The organism is Stenotrophomonas sp. AR029 (assembly GCF_047520695.2).
Taxonomy (GTDB): Bacteria; Pseudomonadota; Gammaproteobacteria; order Xanthomonadales; family Xanthomonadaceae; genus Stenotrophomonas; species Stenotrophomonas sepilia.
The window spans coordinates 1-20,680 of sequence record NZ_JAXBQQ020000012.1; the positions used below are offsets into that span (position 1 = coordinate 1).

The following is a 20,680-nucleotide window of genomic DNA, read 5'->3' on the forward strand; positions in this document are numbered from 1 at the left end:
TGCCGACCGTTGGTCGGCACGCCGGTTACTTGGTGATATCCACGTTCTTGGTTTCGCGCAGGAACAGGCCGCCGATCACCACCGACATCAGTGCGATCGCAATCGGGTACCACAGGCCGTAGTACAGGTTGCCGGTACCGGCCACCAGCGCGAACGAGATGGCCGGCAGGAAGCCACCGAACCAGCCGTTGCCGATGTGGTACGGCAGCGACATCGAGGTGTAGCGGATACGGGTCGGGAACAGTTCGACCAGGTAGGCGGCGATCGGGCCGTAGACCATGGTCACGTACAGCACCAGCAGCCACAGCATGAAGATGGTGCCAGCGATGTTGATGCGCGCACCATCGGCCTTGGCCGGGTAGCCGGCAGAGGTCAGGGCGGTCTTCAGTTCCGCGCCGAACGCATCGGCCTTGGCCTTGCCTTCTTCCTTGGTCAGGCCTGCGGCCTCATACGAGGGGACGCTGGCGCTGCCCACGTTCACCATCGCCAGCGAGCCGGCGGCGGCGGGCTGCACGTCGTACGGCACGCCGGCCTTGGTCAGCGCGGCGGTGGCCACGTCGCAGGAGCTGGTGAACTTGCGCAGGCCCACCGGATCGAACTGGAACGAGCAGGTGGCCGGATCGGCGACGACCAGGGCCGGCGAGCTGCTGCGGGCTTCTTCGATGGCCGGGTTGGCGAAGTGGGTCAGGCCCTTGAAGATCGGGATGTAGGTGATGGCCGCCAGCAGGCAGCCGGCCAGGATGATCTTCTTGCGACCGATGCGGTCGGACAACCAGCCGAAGAAGATGAAGAACGGCGTGCCCAGTGCCAGCGCTGCGGCGATCAGCAGGTAGGAGGTGGTGGCATCGACCTTCAGCATGCTGCTGAGGAAGAACAGCGCGTAGAACTGGCCGCCGTACCAGACCACGGCTTGGCCAGCCGCCGCACCGAGCAGGACCAGCAGCATCAGCTTCAGGTTGCCGCCCTTCAGGCTGTCGCGGAACGGGGTCTTGGAGCCCTTGCCTTCAGCCTTCATCTGCTGGAACAGCGGCGATTCGCTCAGCTGCAGGCGGATCCACACCGAAATGCCCAGCAGCAGGATCGACACCAGGAACGGAATGCGCCAGCCCCAGGCTTCGAACGCCTCGTTGCCCAGCGTCATGCGGCAGGCCAGGATGATCAGCAGCGACAGGAACAGGCCCAGCGTGGCGGTGCACTGGATGAAGCTGGTGTACAGGCCGCGCTTGTCGTCCGGCGCGTGCTCGGCCACGTAGGTGGCGGCACCGCCGTACTCGCCGCCCATCGCCAGGCCCTGGGCCAGCCGCAGGATGATCAGGATCACCGGAGCGGCGAAACCGATCGAAGCGTAGTTGGGCAGCACGCCGACCAGGAAGGTCGAGATGCCCATGATCAGGATGGTGACCAGGAAGGTGTACTTGCGGCCGATGCGATCGCCGAGGCTGCCGAAGAAGGCCGCGCCGAACGGGCGCACGAAGAAGCCGGCGGCGAACGCCAGCAGGGCGAAGATCATGCCCGTGGTTTCATTGACGCCACTGAAGAACTGCTTGGCGATGATGGCCGCGAGCGAGCCGTACAGGAAGAAGTCATACCACTCGAAGACCGTGCCGAGGCTCGAGGCGAAGATGACCTTCTTGTGGCCCTTGGTCAGGGTGCCCGCTTTATGTGCGGTGCTGGGTGTACTGGACATGGGACGCTTCCCCTCCGAAGCAATCGTTGTTGGTGGGTGCCGACCGTTGGTCGGCACTCAATTCGGTAGATGCCGACCTTGGCCGGCACCCCATCTCGGTAGGTGCCGGCCGCTGGCCGGCACGCTCTTAGAAGCTGTACTTCGTAGTGAACTGCAACCGGGTGATGTCACCCTTGTTGCCGTTCTCCACTTCGCGACGGCCATACATCAGCTCGGCGCCGATATCGACCTTGGGCAGCGGCGAATAGAAGATGTTGCCGCGGATGCTCTGCACGCTCTTGGTCACCAGCGGGCCGAGGATGCTGTCGTTGTCGTAGTCGCTACGCGCGTAGATCAGGTTGGTGCGCAGCTTCGGCGAGAACGCATGCCGCCAGCCGACATAGCCGGCCAGCACGCCGGTCGGGTTGAGTTCGTCGCGGGCCACGTCATAGGCACTGTCGGCAGTGATGCCCAGGCCGATGTAGCGGGCGATGCCTTCGCCACCGGTCAGCTGGTAATGCAGCGAATCGCTGTCACCCATCACCCACTTGCCGCCCAGGGTCAGGCCGCCGGCCACCTTGTCGGCCTTCGCGCCGGTCGCCTGGTTGTCGACCTTCAACTGGCGGACGATGCCGCCGACACCGAAGGTGCCCCAGTCGCCCTTCCAGCCATAGCGCAGGGTCAGGTCGGGCAGGCTGCCACGGTCGGAGTTGGCGCTGGCGTTGGTCCAGGCGCCGGTGACCGGGTTGCGGGTGCCGGTGAGGGTGGTGGTTTCCGGGTTTTCCAGCGCGACGCTGAAGCCGCCCTGGGTGTAGCGCACCTGGGCCTGGCGCACGAAGATCACGCCGTCGGTGGGGCCGACGAAGTCGACCGCTTCCGGCAGTGCGGCCGCGTCCATGAAGTTGGACCAGGTCTGGCCGGCCAGCCAGTTGTTCCAGTACATGTAGGCGTGGCGCAGGGTCACGCCGTAGGTATTGGTGGCAGTCTGGTTGCCCAGCGAGTTGCCGAAGAAGTCCATCTCGAAGAACGCACCGGCCTTGTTGCCCGATTCGCTGACGTTGTCGATGCCCAGGTTGAAGCGCGAGAACTTGGCATGGGCGTTGAAATCGGTGCCCGAGCGCTTGCCGCTGCCGCCGGCGCCTTCCACCGGGGTCTGGCCCGGGAGGTACAGCGAACGGCCGGTGGCGTCGTCGGCCAGCTGGCCATCGCTGGTCTGGGTGGCCAGGAAGTCGGCCTTGATGAAGCCGCCGATCTTGACCGTGGTGCCCGGTGCCGCGCCCGGGGTGATGGTGGTGACCTGGATCGGCTGCTTGCCGGCCGGCACCTGTGCAACCGGCTTCTGCTCGGCCTGCACCGTGCGCACTTCGGTTACCGCCTGCTGGGTCTGGCTGATCTGGGTCTGTTGTTGTTGCTGCGAAGACAGCAGCAGCTGGACCTGGCGTTCCAGTTCGGCAACGCGTGCTTCCAGTGCCTTCTCTTTGGCGGTCTCTGCGAACGCCATGCCCGGTGCGACCAGGGCGACCAGCAGGCAGGCCGCCAAAGGTGTGCGCACGGCTTTCAACGTACGGTGGCTCATGTTGCCCTCTCTCCCAAGTGGCAAGGTGATGCCGCGCGTGGGGCACGGTCGAGCCGAGACTGCGGGGCGATTATGTATAGCGGCTATTCGCCATTGGTCGAACCCGGCCCTGCAGGGCGCTCACTTTCGACCATGGTCTAACCAGGGTGGTGACGCGGCCGGGGGTGGATGGGGCAAACTGAGGGGGATCGGTCGTTGCGATGCTGCGACCGCACATACAAAGTCAACGTGCAAGTGAGGGTGCCATGGCTGATATCTACCCCGTCGATCCGCAGTTCGCCGCCAAGGCACGCATCGACAAGAAGACCTATGAACAGCAGTACCAGGCGTCGGTGACCGACCCGGATGGATTCTGGGGCAAGGCCGCCGAGCGCCTGCAATGGATGCGCAAGCCGACGAAGATCAAGAACGTCAGCTACGACCTGTCCGACTTCCACATCAAGTGGTTCGAGGATGGTGAGCTCAATGCCAGCGTGAACTGCCTGGATCGCCAGCTCGAGACGCGCGGCGACAAGACCGCCCTGCTGTTCGAGCCGGACGGCCCGGATGCACCGGCCCAGCACGTGACCTATCGCGAACTGTATGAGCGCACCTGCCGCCTCGGCAATGCGCTGCGCAACCTTGGGGTCAAGAAAGGCGACCGCGTCACCATCTACCTGCCGATGATCGTCGACGCCGCAGTAGCCATGCTGGCCTGCGCGCGCATCGGTGCAATCCACTCGGTGGTGTTCGGTGGCTTCGCGCCGAACTCGATCGCCGACCGCGTCAGCGACTGCCAGAGCAAGCTGATCATCACCGCCGACGAAGGCTTGCGCGGTGGCCGCAGGATTCCGCTGAAGGCCAACGTCGATGCCGCGCTGAAGCTGCCGGGCACGAACACGGTTGAAACCGTGCTGGTGGTGCGCCACACCGGCGGCGCGGTGGACATGCAGGCCCCGCGCGACCGCTGGTTCCACGATGTGGTGGACAGCCAGCCGTCCACCTGCGAACCGGAACGCATGAACGCGGAAGACCCGCTGTTCATCCTCTACACCTCCGGCTCCACCGGCAAGCCGAAGGGCGTGCTGCACACCACCGGCGGCTATCTGCTGTACGCGGCCTACACCCATGAAGCGGTGTTCGACCTGCGCGAGGACGACATCTACTGGTGCACCGCCGACGTCGGCTGGGTCACCGGCCACAGCTACATCGTGTACGGGCCACTGGCCAACGGTGCGACCTCGCTGATGTTCGAAGGCGTGCCGAACTATCCGAACACCTCGCGCTTCTGGAACGTCATCGACAAGCACAAGGTGAGCATCTTCTACACCGCCCCGACCGCCATCCGTGCGCTGATGCGCGAAGGCGAGGAGCCGGTGAAGAAGACCTCGCGCGCGTCGCTGCGCCTGCTCGGCAGCGTCGGCGAGCCGATCAATCCGGAAGCCTGGCGCTGGTACTACGAAGTGGTCGGCGACAGCCGCTGCCCGATCGTCGATACCTGGTGGCAGACCGAAACCGGCGGCATCCTGATCTCGCCGCTGGCCGGCGCGATGGACCTCAAGCCGGGGTCGGCCACCCTGCCCTTCTTCGGCGTGCAGCCGGCGCTGGTCAATGCCGATGGCGAGATCCAGGACGGCCCGACCGAGGGCAACCTGATCATCCGTGACTCCTGGCCGGGCCAGATGCGCACGGTGTACGGCGACCACCAGCGCTTCATCGATACCTACTTCCGCACCTACCCGGGCAGCTACTTCACCGGTGACGGTTGCCGCCGCGACGAAGACGGCTATTACTGGATCACCGGCCGCGTCGACGACGTGATCAATGTGTCCGGCCATCGCATCGGCACCGCCGAAGTGGAAAGCGCGCTGGTCTCGCATCCGAAGGTGGCCGAAGCGGCGGTCGTGGGCTTCCCGCACGACGTCAAGGGCCAAGGCATCTACGCCTACGTCACCCTGGTGGCCGAAGAGGCCCCGAGCGATGAACTGCACAAGGAGCTGATCGCCTGGGTGCGCAAGGAGATCGGGCCGATCGCCACACCGGACCACCTGCAGTGGGCACCGGGCCTGCCGAAGACCCGCTCGGGCAAGATCATGCGCCGCATCCTGCGCAAGATTGCCGAAAACGCGCCGGACCAGCTCGGCGACACCTCGACCCTGGCCGATCCGTCGGTGGTGGCGTCGCTGGTGGACGAGCGCAAGGTGCGCTGATGCAGAACCCGGGGTCGGATCCCTTTCCACCAGGAAAGGGCTCTGACCCCATCTGGTTTCCCCCACGGTTCCCCCCGACCATGACCACCCTCCTGATTGCCGATGACCACCCGCTGTTCCGCGAAGCCCTGCGTGGAGCCGTGCAGCGGGTCATCCCCGGCGTGCAGCTGTTCGAGGCCGACAGCGTGGAAGCGCTGTACGCGCTGGCCGACCAGCACAACGACGCCGACCTGGTCCTGATGGATCTCAACATGCCCGGTGCGCAGGGCTTCAACGCACTGGTGCACATGCGCTCACTGCACCCCCAGCTGCCAGTGGTGGTGGTGTCCGCGCGCGAAGAAGCCACGGTGATGCGCCGCGCGCTCGACCACGGTGCGCTGGGCTTCATCCCGAAGTCTGCGGATTCGGACACCATCGGCCATGCGCTGGGCACCATCCTCGATGGCGAGACCTGGGCACCGCCGGAAGCGCACAACGTGCCGCCCACCGGCAGCGAAGAACGCGAAGTGGGCCAGCGTCTGCGCGAGCTGACCCCGCAGCAGTTCCGTGTCCTGCAGATGCTCGGCGCTGGCCGCTTGAACAAGCAGATCGCCTACGACCTCAACGTCTCCGAAGCGACGATCAAGGCCCACGTCACCGCCATCCTGCGCAAGCTCGGCGTGACCAACCGCACCCAGGCCGTGCTGATGGCCGGCAAGCTGGCCATCGACGACGACGCCATCGTGCTGCCGCCCGAGGAAGACTGACGGTAGTGCCGGCCGCTGGCCGGCATTCGCCTGGAACGTCTGAAACCGCCCTGGTAGGTGCCAAGCTTGCTTGGCACGCCTTTGCTTGGCCCGTGTTATAGCCATCGCTATACAAACCAGCCCTGCCTGCGCGTTTGCCTGTAGATGCGCCACGCGCGGATCGCGATGCTAAGCTTCGCGTCCCCTTGGGGAGTAGCCGGATTCCTTCGCAGGAATCGTCCACGTCAACATACTCGGCCAGTGCGCCGTGGCGTGGACAACCATGATGGTTGGCGAGACCAGCGGCCCGCGCGCGCAACGTCAGGTTGGGCGCGAGCGCGAGCCGTGCGTCCGTCCTTGCCCGACCTCAGCCGCTGTCCATGTCCCCCATTTCGATCCTCCTGATCGGCTTTGCCATGTCCACCGATGCCTTTGCCGCCGCAATCGGCAAGGGTGCGGCCATGCGCAAGCCGGTGTTCCGCGATGCACTGCGTGCCGGCATCATCTTCGGCGTCATCGAGGCGATCACGCCGATCATCGGCTGGCTGCTCGGCCGCGCCGCGCTGCAGTACGTCGAAGCCTTCGACCACTGGATCGCGTTCGGCCTGCTCGGTGCGCTGGGCATCCACATGATCTACAACGGCCTGCGCCCGGACAGCGCCGAGGATGACGAGGATCCCTCGCAGCACCACGGCTTCTGGAAGCTGGCGCTGACCGGCTTCGCCACCAGCATCGACGCGATGGCGGTGGGTATCGGCCTGGCCTTCATGGACGTGCATATCGGCGTGATGGCCGCGGTCATCGGCCTGTGCACACTGACCATGGTGACCGCCGGCATCATGCTCGGCCGCGTGCTGGGCAGCATGGTCGGCAAGCGTGCGGAGATCATCGGTGGCGTGATCCTGGTGATCATCGGCGCGACCATCCTGTACGAACACCTGCACGGCGTGGGGTAACGCATCGGAAGCGAGCGATTGCGTGGTTGCCGGCCAGCGGCCGGCACTACCTGGCGTCGCATCCACGCATGGCGTGGATCTATTGCGCATCCCGCAGCGCGCCCAGGAAGGCGCGCAGCGAGGCCGGCTTGATCGGCTTGGTCAGCACGCGGTAGCCACGCTCGCGTGCCATCCGCTTCAGCTCGTCACGTCCGTCGGCGGTCAGCAGCGCACCCGGCAGCGGGTAGCCGGCCGCCTCGCGCAGCGCCACCAGCGCATCCAGGCCATCCATGCGATCGTGCAGGTGGTAGTCCACCAGCATCACCTGCGGTCGCTCGGCGATCTTCTCCAGTGCCTGGTCGACGGTGGCGGCGGTGATCACCTGCACCTGCCAGCGGCCGAGCAGTGCGCGCATGCCGTCGAGGATTTCCTCGTCGTTGTCCACGCACAGCACCCGCAGGCCCGCCAGCGAATCGCTGCGCACCGGTGTGGCCACGGCCTGGGTCGCCTTGGCAGGCTCGGTGTAGCCGGGCAAGGGCGCCACCCGCGGCAGGATGATCGAGAACATCGAGCCACTGCCAACGCGGCTGCGTGCATTGAGGCGATGGTCGAGCAGGCGCGAGATGCGCTGGCAGATCGACAGGCCCAGGCCCAACCCCTGCTCGCCCCAGTCGAACGGCTGCTGGTAGCGGTGGAACTCGTCGAAGATCTGCCGCATGTGGTGTTCGGGAATGCCAGGGCCGGTATCCCACACCTGCAGTTCCACCTCGTCGCCGCGCTGGCGCACGGCCAGCACGATGCGCCCCTGGCGTGTGTAGCGCAGCGCATTGGCCAGGAAGTTCTGCAGTACGCGGCGCAGCAGGCGGCGATCGCTGCGTACCCAGGCCGCGCGCGCGAACAGGTCCAGGCGCAGGCCACGGCCTGCGGCGACCGGCGTGTACTGCGCGGCCAGCTCGCGCATCAACGCACTCACATCGAATTCGCCGATCACCGGGTGCAGGCCACCGGCATCCAGCCGCGACACGTCCAGCAGGCCATCAAGCAGTTCTTCGGCAGCGCGCAGCGACGCGTCCACGCGTTCGGCCAGATGCTTCTGTTCGTCGCTCACGTGATCGCTGTCGCGCAGCGCGGACGCAAACAGGCGCGCCGCATTCAACGGCTGCAGCACGTCATGGCTGATCGCCGCCAGGAAACGGGTCTTCGACTGCTGCGCGACCTCGGCCTCATGCGAGCGCTCGGCCACGCGCTGTTCCAGCGTCTCGTTGGCTTCAAGCAGCGCCCTTTCAGCGTGCTTGTAGTCGGTGATGTCGTTGTAGCTGGTCACGTAACCGCCGCCGGGCAGCGCCTGGCCACGCATCTCGATCACCTTGCCGTCGCTGCGGGTGCGCTCGAACACGTGCGGCGAGCCGGCGCGCATGTAACCGATGCGGCGGTTGATCTGCACTTCGATATCGCCCTCGCCCAGCTCGCCGCGCTCGGCGTTGTAGCGGATCAGGTCGGCCACCGGGCGGCCCACGTAGAGCATGCCGTCGGGGTAACCGAACATGTCCTGGTAGCGGCGGTTCCACGCGGTCAGGCGCATGTCCGGATCGACCACGCTGACCCCGGCGCTGATGTTCTCCAGCGTGGTCGACAGGATCTCGCGGTTGAAGCGCAGTTCCTGCCCGGCTTCGTCCAGCACCGCCACCACTTCCCCCAGGTCCATGCCCGAGCCACGCAGCAGGCTGGTCAGCAGCAGGCGCGCCGATGCCGCACCGATCGAGGCGGCCAGCAGGCGCTCGGTGAACTGCACCCACGGCCGGTCAGCCGGTGCCGAGGATTGCAGCTCACGGCCCAGCGACTGCGCCTGCTCGAAGAACGAACGCCGTGCATGGCGTTCGCCGACCACGCGCGAAGCCAGCGCCAGCAGGTCGCCCACATGCACATGCCCGGGCCAGCCGCCGGCCACCGACGGGCGCTCGGCATACGGGTCGAGGAACGGTGCCGCACGCAGGCGCTCGTCGACGCCGGGCCGCCAGCGTGCGGACACCAGCATCATCGTGGCCGCATTGACCAGCAGCGACCAGAACGTGCCGTGGGTCAGCGGGTCCCAGCCGGACATGCCGAACAGCTGCTGCGGACGCAGCCACTCGATGCCGAACGGGCCGTGCTGTACCCAGGCGGCGTCGACCCAGCCGGCCATGGTCATCGCCGGCAGCAGCAGGGTGTACAGCCAGGTGGCAAAGCCCAGCAGCATGCCCACTTCGACGCCGCGCCGGCTGGCACCGCGCCAGTACAGGCCGCCGATCAGGCCGGGCGCGAATTGCGCCACCGCTGCGAACGCCATCAGGCCGTACGAGGCCAGCGTGCTGTCGTTGCTGCTGGTGCGGTAGTAGCTGTAGGCCATCAGCGCCAGCAGCAGGATCGCCAGGCGGCGGATCCACAACACGCGCGAGGCGACGTCAGCGGCTTCCTGGTGGTCACCGCTCCGACGCAGCAGTACCGGCATCACCAGATCATTGCTGACCATGGTCGCCAGCGCGATGGACGAGACGATGACCATGCCGGTGGCCGCCGAGAAGCCGCCCACGTAGGCGATCAGCGCCAGCGCATTGCGGCCTTCGGCCAACGGCAGCGCCAGCACCATCGAGTCGTCGGCGACGCCGCCGCCGGTGCCGAACAGGGTCACGCCGGCGGTGGCGATCGGCAGCACCATGCCCGAGATCAGCACCAGGTAACCGCCGAACATCCAGCGCGCGCGGCGCACGTCGCGCACGTCACCGCACTCGACCACGGCCACGTGGAACTGGCGCGGCAGGCAGATGATGGCGAGGAAACTGAGCAGGGTCTGCGAGATGAAGCCGACCGGCGGCAGGCCGGTGAACAGCGTATGCACCGACTCGACCACCGCGTCGGTGCGGTTGCTCAGCCACAGGTAGGCGAACACGCCCACCGCCAGCATCGCCAGCAGCTTGATCACCGATTCAAAGGCAATCGCCAGCATCATGCCGTGGTGGTGCTCGGTGGCATCGACCTGGCGGGTACCGAACAGGGTGGCGAACAGCGCCATCAGCAATGCCACGTATAGCGCCGGGTCGGTGAAGAACCCGGTCGGGCCGGTGTTGCCGGTCAGCACCTGCAGGCTCATCGCCACCGCTTTGTACTGCAACGCCAGGTACGGAATGATGCCGATCAGCGCGATGATCGCCACCAGCGCCGCCAGCCGCCGCGAGCGACCGAAGCGCGAGGAGATGAAATCGGCGATGGAGACCACGTTCTGGCTGCGTGCGATCAGCGCCAGGCGCTCGATGATGCGCCAGCCGAACAACAGCAGCAGCAGCGGGCCGATGTAGATCGGCAGGTAGCCCACGCCATTGCGCACGGCAGTGCCGACCGCGCCGTAGAAGGTCCACGACGAGCAGTACACCGCCAGCGCCAGGCTGTAGACGACCGGCCGCAGCCACGGCCGGTCGGGGTACATCGGCCGACGGTCGCCCCACCACGCCACGCCGAACAGCAGCGCGGCATAGGCAACCGAGACCAGCAGCAGGACCCAACTGGAGACCACGCGTGTGTTTCCGTCGGAGGAACCCGCAGTGTAGGCCAGGCGCGGCCGGGTGTACGGGCTCGTTGGGGGCAACCGCCCCCACCAGTGTGGGGGCTTACGCGGTGCGGGCCACGACCGTGGGTCGTGGCCGGCTTCTTACTGGGCCGGCACGCCCATTTCCTTCAGCAGTTCCGGCGCCGGGTAGACCTTGGCCAGCAGCCAGCGCAGGTAGCGCATGTCCACGTGCACGGCACGCTTGTAGCGCGGGTCGAACCACCAGCTGGCGCTGACCGACTCCCAGTTGCTGTCAAAGTTCAGGCCGATCAGTTCGCCCTTGGCATTGAGCACCGGCGAGCCGGAGTTGCCGCCGGTGGTGTCCAGGTTGGTCAGGAAGTTGACCGTCTGGGTCTTCAGTGCCGGATCGGCGGTGCTGCCGAAGTCACCCTTGGCGATCGCGGCCAGCAGCGGCTTGGGTGCGTCGAACGGATAGGCGTTGGTGTTCTTCTCGACGATGCCGGCCACGGTGGTCACCGGCGAGTAGGTCACGCCATCGCGCGGGTGCAGTGCCTCGACCTTGCCGTAGCTGATGCGCAGGGTGCGGTTGGCATCCGGGTACACGGCGCGGCCCTGCTTGGCACGCCAGGCGAACAGCGCCTGCATGTAGGCCGGGCGCAGGCGCAGCTGCTCGCCCTCGCGGGTCTTGCTTTCGTTCTCGATGCGCAGCTGCGCGGCCACCAGCGGGCCGGCCACGGCGATCAGCGGATCGGCGGCCAGGGCCTTGCCTTCGCGCGCAGCCGCGAAGCGCGACAGGCGCTGCGCCTCGTCACCCAGCTGGGTGCCGGCGTACAGGGTATCCAGTGCCTTGGCCAGCTGCTGCGGGGTACGGCCGAAGGCGGCGTCGAACTCGGCCACGCGCTGCGCGTCCGGCAGCTGCTGGTAACGGGTCAGCAGGGTGGTCAGCAGGGCCTTCTCGACCTCCGGTGCGTAGCGGCGCTGGACCTGCTTGAGCACGCCTTCGATCATCGCCTGGTCGCGCTGCTGGTAACCGCTCTCGCGCTGCGCGTCCGGTTTGGCCGATTCGATGCGCAGGCGCTCCAGCAGCAGCGCCGAGCGCAGCAACTGGCTCTGTGCGGCCATCTGGTCCAGCAGCAGGTCACGCTCGCCCACCGCCGCGCCCTGTGACAGGTTGGCCAGCAGCGCCTTGATGTCGCTCTGGTACCTGCGGTCGGTGGCGGCCAGCATCGCGGTCTCGTCGGCGGCACGCTGGGCCTTGGCGTCGCTGCGCAGCAGACCTTCCAGCTCACCGGCGGCGCGCTTGCGGTTGTTCTTCAGCGACTGCAGCTGCGAAGCGTAACGGGTACGTGCCTGCGCGTCCTTGGCAGTTGCCGCCTCGATGGTGTCGATCATCTGCTGGAACACCGAAACGCGGCGCGGCAGCACGGTGTCGATCTGGCCGGCGAATTCTGCCGCGGTACGGTGGCGGTAGGTGATGCCCGGATAACCGGCCAGCATCGCGTAGTCGCCCTCCTTCGGGCCCTCCACCGACATCTGCAGGTGTGCCGGCGCCTGGTAGGGCACGTTGTCCTTGCTGTAGGCGGCCGGCTTGCCGTCCTTGCCCACATAGGCGCGCAGCAGGGTGAAGTCACCGGTGTGGCGCGGCCACATGAAATTATCGATCTCATCGCCATAGTTGCCGATCGCACGCGGCGGCGCGTACACCAGGCGCACGTCGCTGAGTTCCAGCTGGGCGATGCGGTAGAAGTCGGTGCCGTAGTACATGTTGGCCACCGAGCAGCGCACGCTGCCATCCTTCTCGCATTCGGCCACGATCTGCTTGCTGGCCGCATCGACGGCATCGAAGTAGGCACGGCCGGTCTTGCCGCGGGCCTGCGCCAGCACCTGGTCGGTCACCTTGTCGAAGCCGACGGTGACCAGCACGCGGAAGTCCGGGTTGGCCGGGCGCTCATCGGCACGGTCCCTGGCGATGAAGCCACCGTTGATCAGGTCGTGCTCTGGGGAGCTGTTGTACTGGATCACGCCCATCGCCACGTGGTGATTGGTCAGCAGCAGGCCGTCGCTGGACACGAACGAGCCGGTGCCGCCGCCCGCGCGCACCACCGCGCTCAGCGGCGGCGCGGTGACATTGGCCAGGTCGGCCGGATTGCCCTTGAAGCCAGCGGCCTGCAGCGGCTTGGCCAGGTCCGGCAGCTGGGTCGGCATCCACATGCCTTCATCGGCGTGGGCACCGGCGGCGAGAGTCAGGCCCAGGGCCAGGGCGGTGGGAAGGGCTTTGCGTGGTGACATGAGGCAATCCGGTACGACAGAACAGCCCGGGACCATAGCCGCTGGGGCCGCATGGGGCAACGGCTGATGGTTGGGGGCACCGATGCTGGCTAGAATCAGGCACGGATACTAGGGAAGGACCGATGATCGCAGGAATCGATCTGGGCACCACGCATTCGACAGGGCCATCTGCCGCCGAGGCGCTTGCCGACCGCATCGTCCGCAACGGTCAGCAACGCGATCCGGCAGACTTCGCAGCCTGGCTGCAGCAGTCCCCGGAACCGCAGCCCCCTGCGGATGCTGGCGCGGTGAACCTGGCAACCTGGCAACGGCTGATGAAGGGCACTACGCCGTTCCCGCAAGCGAACTTCGAGCAGCTGGCCGACCGCTTCCAGTGGTATGACCGGGACAGTATCCGCGAGTGCTACGACATGGCCGCCCTCGGCCACAGCATGCACCTGTGCTGGTTGCTGGTGCCAGGCAACGAGACCGCGCTCGCCCGTTACATGCATCTTGAGAATGCGCCGGTTTCGGTGGTGCAGGCCCGCACCCGTGTCGCCCGGCTCAGTGGCCCCTGGCACCCACTGCGCGCGCGCATCCAGGCGCTGTCCGCGGGCACGCGGCACGAAATGCGTGAAACGCTGCATTACCTTGTCGGCGTGCCTGTGATGGCGCACGTGGCGCTCCCACCGCCATTGCAGCGCAGGCAGGTCATGTTCTGGGCGGCCGCATGCGACGCCCTGCACCATTCCGTGCCGTCACGCAGACGCTTCACGCGGCGAACGGTCGCTTTGGCACTGCTTCTGACGTGCGCCCTGCTGGCCGCCATCGCAATCCTCCGCGGGGCATTTTCCAGCTCCCCCGGCAATGCAGACAGTGATCGTTCAAGCCTGCAGCCCCCACACGAGGCAAACCCATGAGCAACTGGATGGACCTGCTGGAGCGCGCCAAATCCACCGACCCGCAACCTTTCGCGGTGTACCTGCAGGGTCTGCGCAGCCAGTGGTCCCTGGACGAGCGCGCTGAAGCCAGTGCTAGGGTGCTGCAGGCGCTGCGCGCGCGGCAGGCGCCCATGAACCTGTCCGAAGCCGCGGCGCTTTACCAGGCCTTCGGCTGGGACGACGCGGGCTGCGGCCTGGCACCAGGCGAACTGCGCGAGCTGGCCGAACACGCCTGGCAGGACTGGCTGCAACTGCCCGCGCAGACCGATCTGCTGGCCCAGCAGATGGAGGCGCGTGGCGGACGCTGGACCAGCCACGATGACGCTGCCAGCCGCCTTCAGCAGCTGCGCGAACCGCGTTCGCACCTGCGCAACCTGATGTCCGCGCTGCCGCTGCGCGTGCCGCGCCAGGCCGCAGCGTTGATGGACGTACTGGGCTGCCAGGAGGACCGTCCTCTGCCGCCCGGCATCGATGCGGGCCAAGCCCGCTTCTGGGCCGGCGCCAGCGATGTCACCCGCCTCACCGCAGCACAGTTGTCATTGCTGCGTGCACTGCTGGCAAGCGTGGCGCTGACGTTGATGGCCTTCATCGCGTTGGCCACCACCCAGATCGCCAACACGCTGCTGCCCTACCAGTCGGAAGAGCAGCGCAGGGCGATCGTGCTGGGCACGGCAGCGCTGGCGCCACTGCTCGGCACGCTGCTGGCCATTGGCCTGCGTCATCTGTTCGTCTGGCAGAGCGCCCCTGAAGACCCGTCCGTGCCGCCTTCCCGGCTGCGTTGGCTGGCCCTGCCGGTCGCCTGCGCAGCCATCGCAGTGGTCGGTACCGCCGTCTACCTGTGGGTGCCCTCGCCTTCGCTGTGGTTGGCACCGCTGTGCTGGCTGCTGGCCTGGACCGTGCTGGCCACGGCATGGATCCGCTACCAGCTGCGCCGGGGCAAGCCCGTCCGCATGGAATTGCCAGTGTCATTCCTGATGATGCTGTCCGTGCTCAGCGTGCTGCCGGCGCTGCTGGGTGCGCTGCTGCTGTGGAGCATGGACCTGTCCGGGCACCGCCAGCGGCTGCGCCGCAGCTGAAGAAGCCGGGGGTCGGACCCTTTCAACGAAAGGGCGCCGCCCCCGACCCGGTCATTTCTCCCGCCGCCAGTTGATCGAACCACGGTTTTCCACCGTGCTCGATTCCACTTCCACATCAAACCCGCGGCGCAGCAGGTACTTCAGCGTGATCACCGAACCGGCGCCCACCAGCGACACGCCGTAACCCACGTAAAGCTTGGGCGAGATGTACTTGCCGACGCCGATCACCGAACCACCCAGCGCGCGCGACTGGCTCACGCCTGCATCATCCAGGCCCAGCTTGGCACCCAGCTGCGAGGCGAGCAGGCCACTGCCAGCCGAGAGCGCCGCCGAGGCCGCGTTGACCTGCTGCGCCTGGTCGCTGCTGGCGCCGGTCAGGCTGCGTCCCAGCACCAGATAGGCCAGTGCCTCGGACTGCGACATCGCCGGATCGGACCACACGTCGGCACGCGGTTGCTGGGCACGCCCGGTCACGTCGATGCCGGCGGTGACATCACCGATGCGGCGCTCGGCGCGGATGTTGATGCGCGGGTCGGACACCGCGTTGTAGTTCCAGTTGAGGTTGCCACGGGTGATGGTCAGGTCCTGCCCATACGCCTTGTAGCGGCCGCTCACTTCCAGGCCGCCATTGGCGGTCATTTCGCGGCCGGGCTTGGCCCAGACCTGCATCTTGCCGGTCAGCGCGCCCTTCAGGCCGAACCCGGTCATCTTCACCTTGTCGCCCAGGCTGACCGTCAGGTCCATGTCCAGCGGCGAGGTGCGCGACTCTTCCGGATCGGCCGGGTCGAGCACCACCACGTCTTCGGACACCGAGGTGCCGCGGTCCAAGCGTTCCAGATCGATGTCGGCCTCGGGCACGTGCACGGTGCCGCGCAGCTCCATCGCCGCCTTGGCCAGGGTGAAGTCGAGGTTGGGGTTGGCGACGATGCGCAGTTCGCTGGTGTTGGACAGCAGCACGTTCTCGCCATGGATCTTCAGCTGCAGCGGCTGCGCATCGCCGAACCACGACAGGCCACCGTCCACGTACAGCGTGCCCTGGCCCGAGTTGGCCTGCGCGGTGATCTTGGCCGAACCATCGGGCTGGGCCACGAAGCTGCCCTTGCCCTGGTCGAAGGTCAGGCCCAGCGCGGGGAATTCGCCCTTGAAGTTGCTCAGCTGTGCGTCACCGCCCAGCGACGGCTGGCCTCGCGTCCCGCGCAGGCTGACGTGGCCTTCGATCAGGCCGGTCGGTCGCACGATGTCCGGCGAGAACAGCTCCAGCCAGTACAGCCGCGACATGTTGAGGTAGAGCTCACCATTAAGCGGCGCACTGGCTTCCCAGCCGGTCTGCATCTTGGCGTCGACGAAGCCATTGCCCTGGAAGCCCATGCCCAGGTAGCCCTTGATGCTGGCCGGGGTCATGTCGAGCTTCAGCGAGAACTGGTCATAGCGCACCAGCTCGCCGCGGGTGGTATCGCCCACGGTGTTGCGGTTCTCGCCCAGGCGCACGCCGCCTTCCTTCGAGCGCACCTCCACATGGCCTTCCCAGGCGTTGCCGCGCGGGCGGATGTGCGCGTCCAGGCTGACATCGCCGCGAAGGTAGATGCGGCGCCCGGACTGCGGCGGCAACCACGGCTGCACCAGCGCCAGCGGCAGCGCGTCGCTGCGCACCACCAGGCCTTCGCGCGGCCAGTTGGCCTGTGCGCACAGCGCGCCGCTGCTCGCGGCGGCCAGGCAGGCTTCGGACAGGGTGTAGGTGCTGCCGTTGATCGCGAACGCCGCCGGTGCACGCAGCGCCCAGGCATCGCCCTTCACCGGTGCGATGCGCAGCGACGCCAGTTCGCCACGCCACTGCGTGCCCTGCTGGCGCACGCTGCCCTGCAGCTCGACCGCACCCATCTCGTTGCGGGTCTGCGCGGCCAGGCGCAGGTTGGACACACTGCCCTGTGCGTCGATGTTCAGCCGCTCCAGCAGCATGCCCGCGTTGACCTGCTGGCCCTGCACGGCCAGCGTGCCGCTGTCGCCGCGCCACGGCAGGCGGCCCTTGATGCTCACGCTCTCGGCACCGTAGCCATCCCAGTTGAGGTTGTTGCCGACCAGGTCAGCGGTGATGTCCGGCGCATCGCGCGGGCCCTTCACCTGTACCTGGCCACGCAGGCCACCGTCGGCGGCCGGCAGCAGGTCGCTCAACTGCAGCGGCTCGAAACGCGCATCGATGTCGAGGCGGTCGCCGACCTTGCCCGACACGGTCACCCGGCTGCTGCCCAGCGACAGCTTCAGGTCACCCTGGCCCTGCGCGCCCTGCAGTGCGAACTTGCCCTGTGCGTCGAGATTGCGCTGGCGCAGGATGCCCTTCAGCGAGGGCAGGTCCACCGTGGCTTCCAGCGTACCCGAGGTGCCCGGTGCGGCATTGGCCGGCGGCGGCAGCTGGCGGCCCTTGGAGGCCAGGTTGCCGGACAGGCGGCCGTTCCAGCCCGGCACGAAATATCCGGGGTCGAAGTCCTTCAGCGTGGCCTTGGCGTCCCAGTCCAGCTGCGGCGCCCACGCCACCTGGCCTTCCACCTGCAGCTGGCCACCGGGCGTCTGCGCCTGCAGCTGGTGGATCGACGCGGCCTGGTCGTTGCCACGCACATCGAAGTGCAGCTGCGCCTTCTGCTTTTCGCGTTCGACCTCGGCGCGGCCGATCGCCGCCCAGGCCTTCAGGGTACCGGCCAGGCCGAAGCGTGCTTCCTTCAGAGTGACCGGCACCGGTGCGCTGCCGGCGGTGTTCGGATCGGGCGCCGGTACATAGGTCAGGTCACGCGCGACCACCGAGAAGTTGAGCTTCTGCTGGTTTTCCTGGCTGAAATCGGCGGTGCCCTCCAGGCGGGCTTCGCCACCGAGGCCCTTCAGCAGCAGCGGCGAGACCTTCAGTACCTGGTCCTGCAATGACACCATGGACGGTGCAAGTTCCAGTTCCTGCTCGCCCTGCTTCACCCTGCCACGCAGGTTGGCATTGCCGCCCTTGCCAGCAGCGGTGAAATCCAGCGACAACGGCGTGATCGCCGAGCTCGCCAAGGCCGGCGACAGCAACGCCAGATCCAGCTCGTCGCTGCGCACGCTGGCGTTCCACGTCGGGTCGGTGCGGCCATCGAACACCAGCATCGCGTGCAGCGGCTTCGGTGCACGCCCGGCCATCGCCACTTCCATGTGCGACAGGTCACCGCGGGCGACCAAGCCGACGGTAGCGGCTGTGCGCCCACGCGGTGCCGGCAACACCGCCGTCACCGTCACATCGGTGTCGTAGTCCTTGGCCGGGATGTAACGGCCCTGGGCAGTGAAGTTGCCCATGTCACTGTCCACCACCAGCTTGTGCGCCTGGAACTCGCCGTTGGCGATCTCGATGCCGCCGCGCACGCGGCTGATGTCGATCACCGGTTCGTTGGCCTGGCTGATGCGGAAGCCATCGATGGCGATGGCATCGGCCTGGATCGCCAGCGGCATCTCGATCTGCGGCAGAGAATCGGGCCAGGACGGCAGCTTGAACGGCTCATCGCTCTTGGCCAGGTTCAACGTCGCGTTGGTCAGCTCCAGCTTGTCCAGCAGCAGCTTGCGGCCCAGCAGCGGGCGCAGGTCCGGCTCCAGGTGCGCACGCTCGGCATGGAAATGGATGTCGTCATAGCGGAAGTCGACGTTGTACAGGGTCAGCGGTCCGGCCACCGGACCCTCCACCTTGTCCCAGGTGAAGCTGGCACCCACCGGCAGCCGCGCCACCACCTGGGCCAGCAGTACGTCACGGCCGGCCACGGTCTGCAGCAGCCAGTACACCGCCAGCAGGGCCAGCAGCACCAGGCCGATCACGCCGGCGCCGGACCATGCCCAGAAGCGGCGACGGCGATAGAAGCGCACGCGTGGCGGCGGGGTGTTCGGGGTCGGTGCGGACGCGCTCACAGGTCCGCTCCGATGTTCAGGTACAGCTGGAACTGCGAATCCGGGTTGTTCAGGCCGTGCGCCACGTCGATGCGCACCGGGCCCACCGGCGATTTCCAGCGTACGCCGAAGCCGACGCCGGTATGCAGGTCGATGGTGTTGTCGAAGGCACTGCCGGTATCGACGAACACCGCCGCACCCCAGGGGCCACCGTTGAAGTAGTGCTCGTACTCGGCCGAGCCGATCACCAGGTTCTTGGCACCCAGCGCGTACTTGTCCGGCTTCGGCGTACGCGGGCCGACCTCACGGTAGGCGTAGCCGCGGATGCTGCGGTCACCACCGGCGAAGTAGCGCAGGCTCGGCGGCATCGCCACCAGATCGCTGGTCCAGGTGGTGCCGCCCTCGCCGCGCAGGATCAGGCGATTGCTTTCACCCACCGGGATGTACCAGCGCAACACGGCGTTGGCCTGCACGAAGCTGGTATCCGAGCCGGCGCCTTCCACGCCGGCACGCACCGTTGCAGCGCCGCTGATGCCCTTGCGCGGGAACATCTCGTCGTCGACGTTGACGTAGTCGGCAACCATCTGCGGGTACACCAGCGTCGAGGTGTTGTAGACCGCGTCGGTGAATTCGGTGCCGGAGGCATAGCGCCAGCGCTCGCGCAGCGCGTTGATCGAGGCGATCGCGGTCCAGTGTTCGTTGATCTCGCCGCTGCGGCTGGCGATCAGCTTGAAGTTGCGCAGGTCGATGTAGTCGGTCTGCTCGTCATACGCGCTGGCAGCGAAGGTGTACCAGCCATCAAGCCAGTTGAAGGCCGGAATGCGGTAACTGGTAACCAGGCTCTTGCGCTTCTGCGCATAGTCCAGCTGCGTGTTCATCTTGTGGCCGCGGTTGTTCAGGAACCGCCGCTCGATGCCACCGCGCACACCCGGGCCGCTCTCGCTGCCGTAGCTCAGGCCTGCGGTGTAGATGGTGCGCTTGGCCCGGGTCAGCTTCACGTCCACCGGCACTTCGCCGTTCTCGTCGGCCTGGTCCGGGCGCGGCTGGATGTCGATCACGCTGAAGTAGTCCAGCTTGGTCAGCGACTCGCGCAGCCGGTCCAGCTTGCCCTCGTGGTAGTAGCTGCCCTGGTCCCAGTACACCAGTGGATCGAACAGCTTGTCGACGAAGTAATCCTGCTCGAAGCGCACCGGGCCCATGTTGTAGCGGCGGCCGCTGTCCCAGGTCAGGTCGATGTCGGCGGCGTTGTCGGCGCGGGTGATCTGCACCTGGCGCTGGGTGTAGTCGGCATCGAAGTAGCCGCGCTCGGCCAGGCGCCGGGTGATGGTGATCTTGCTGGCTTCGTACTGGGTGTGCTCGAAGCGCTGGCCCTTGCGGGGCTTGAAGGCGGCCAGGTCGTCCTGCAGGTACTGGTCGTACATCGCCGGGCCGGTGATGTCGATGTGCTCGCGGCGCACGGTCACCGGGGCGCCCTTGTCGACGTGGATCAGCACGCGCACGTGCTCGTCCTCACGCGGCGCCTCGACCTTGATCACCGGGTTGTAGTAGCCGAACGGCTCCAGCGCCTGGCGGGTCTGCCGCTCGGCCTGCGACAGCAGGTACTCCAGGCGCGATTCGCCCTGCTCCTTGCCGATCGTGTCGTACAGCGACAGCGATTCCTGGATGTTCTCGATGATTGCGGCGTCGTCGCCCTTGTCCAATCCCTTGATGTCCACCTTGTCGATGGTGCCGCGCGCATGGACCACGGAAGTGGCGGCCAGCGACAGGACCATCAGCGGCAGGGCGTATTTCTTTGGCTGCATGCGGCACAGCATACCGACCGGAGGTGACGATGCGAAATGCATCACGTCATTGCGGATCGGTTGTTAAGTGGCG

Annotated in this window: 11 protein-coding genes and 1 riboswitch; of the genes, 5 read left to right on the top strand and 6 right to left on the bottom strand. The window is 67.0% G+C overall.

Features of this window, described 5'->3' with window-relative positions; genetic code table 11:
* Window positions 1-25 precede the first annotated feature (25 nt).
* Together ACM0PB_RS19870 and ACM0PB_RS19875 are read right to left on the bottom strand one after the other, a co-directional pair.
* Entirely contained in the window at window positions 26-1,687 is a 1,662-nt protein-coding gene (locus ACM0PB_RS19870; RefSeq protein ID WP_065185925.1) for an MFS transporter, read from the bottom strand.
* Window positions 1,688-1,814: 127 nt separating this feature from the next.
* Window positions 1,815-3,242 carry a DcaP family trimeric outer membrane transporter gene (locus tag ACM0PB_RS19875; RefSeq protein ID WP_053498792.1) on the bottom strand — a complete coding sequence of 476 codons (1,428 nt, stop codon included), beginning with the start codon at window positions 3,240-3,242 and terminating at the stop codon, window positions 1,815-1,817.
* Between the two features lie 245 nt (window positions 3,243-3,487).
* Between ACM0PB_RS19875 and acs the strand changes: the two genes are divergently transcribed.
* From acs to ACM0PB_RS19890, 3 genes are all read left to right on the top strand, one after another.
* Window positions 3,488-5,431: an acetate--CoA ligase gene (acs, locus tag ACM0PB_RS19880; protein ID WP_065185927.1), complete on the top strand. Its 1,944-nt coding sequence runs from the start codon at window positions 3,488-3,490 to the stop codon at window positions 5,429-5,431.
* Window positions 5,432-5,511: 80 nt separating this feature from the next.
* Entirely contained in the window at window positions 5,512-6,177 is a 666-nt protein-coding gene (locus ACM0PB_RS19885) for a response regulator transcription factor (RefSeq protein WP_005420420.1), read from the top strand.
* Window positions 6,178-6,358: 181 nt separating this feature from the next.
* A riboswitch (yybP-ykoY riboswitch) is annotated at window positions 6,359-6,448 on the top strand.
* 88 nt (window positions 6,449-6,536) lie between these two features.
* Window positions 6,537-7,112 carry a manganese efflux pump MntP gene (locus tag ACM0PB_RS19890; RefSeq protein WP_005420421.1) on the top strand — a complete coding sequence of 192 codons (576 nt, stop codon included), beginning with the start codon at window positions 6,537-6,539 and terminating at the stop codon, window positions 7,110-7,112.
* Between the two features lie 79 nt (window positions 7,113-7,191).
* On the opposite strand, the gene ACM0PB_RS19895 is transcribed toward ACM0PB_RS19890, so the two are convergent.
* Complete coding sequence (locus ACM0PB_RS19895; protein ID WP_065196778.1) at window positions 7,192-10,638, bottom strand: hybrid sensor histidine kinase/response regulator; 3,447 nt, start codon at window positions 10,636-10,638, stop codon at window positions 7,192-7,194.
* A gap of 135 nt (window positions 10,639-10,773) precedes the next feature.
* On the bottom strand, window positions 10,774-12,921 hold the full coding sequence (locus ACM0PB_RS19900; protein WP_053498782.1) for a S46 family peptidase: 2,148 nt from the start codon (window positions 12,919-12,921) through the stop codon (window positions 10,774-10,776).
* Between the two features lie 122 nt (window positions 12,922-13,043).
* Here ACM0PB_RS19900 and ACM0PB_RS19905 point away from each other — a divergent pair, with 122 nt between their 5' ends.
* Together ACM0PB_RS19905 and ACM0PB_RS19910 are read left to right on the top strand one after the other, a co-directional pair.
* On the top strand, window positions 13,044-13,820 hold the full coding sequence (locus ACM0PB_RS19905) for a hypothetical protein (RefSeq protein ID WP_065177808.1): 777 nt from the start codon (window positions 13,044-13,046) through the stop codon (window positions 13,818-13,820).
* A complete protein-coding gene (locus ACM0PB_RS19910) occupies window positions 13,817-14,917 on the top strand; it encodes a hypothetical protein (protein WP_065177807.1) in 1,101 nt (366 codons plus the stop codon). Before ACM0PB_RS19905 ends, ACM0PB_RS19910 begins: the two co-directional genes overlap by 4 nt.
* A 51-nt stretch (window positions 14,918-14,968) precedes the next feature.
* On the opposite strand, the gene ACM0PB_RS19915 is transcribed toward ACM0PB_RS19910, so the two are convergent.
* Together ACM0PB_RS19915 and ACM0PB_RS19920 are read right to left on the bottom strand one after the other, a co-directional pair.
* Entirely contained in the window at window positions 14,969-18,826 is a 3,858-nt protein-coding gene (locus ACM0PB_RS19915; protein WP_262220221.1) for a translocation/assembly module TamB domain-containing protein, read from the bottom strand.
* On the bottom strand, window positions 18,823-20,619 hold the full coding sequence (locus ACM0PB_RS19920; protein ID WP_032954656.1) for an autotransporter assembly complex protein TamA: 1,797 nt from the start codon (window positions 20,617-20,619) through the stop codon (window positions 18,823-18,825). The genes ACM0PB_RS19915 and ACM0PB_RS19920 overlap by 4 nt, the downstream gene beginning before the upstream one ends.
* Between the last annotated feature and the right edge of the window lie 61 nt (window positions 20,620-20,680).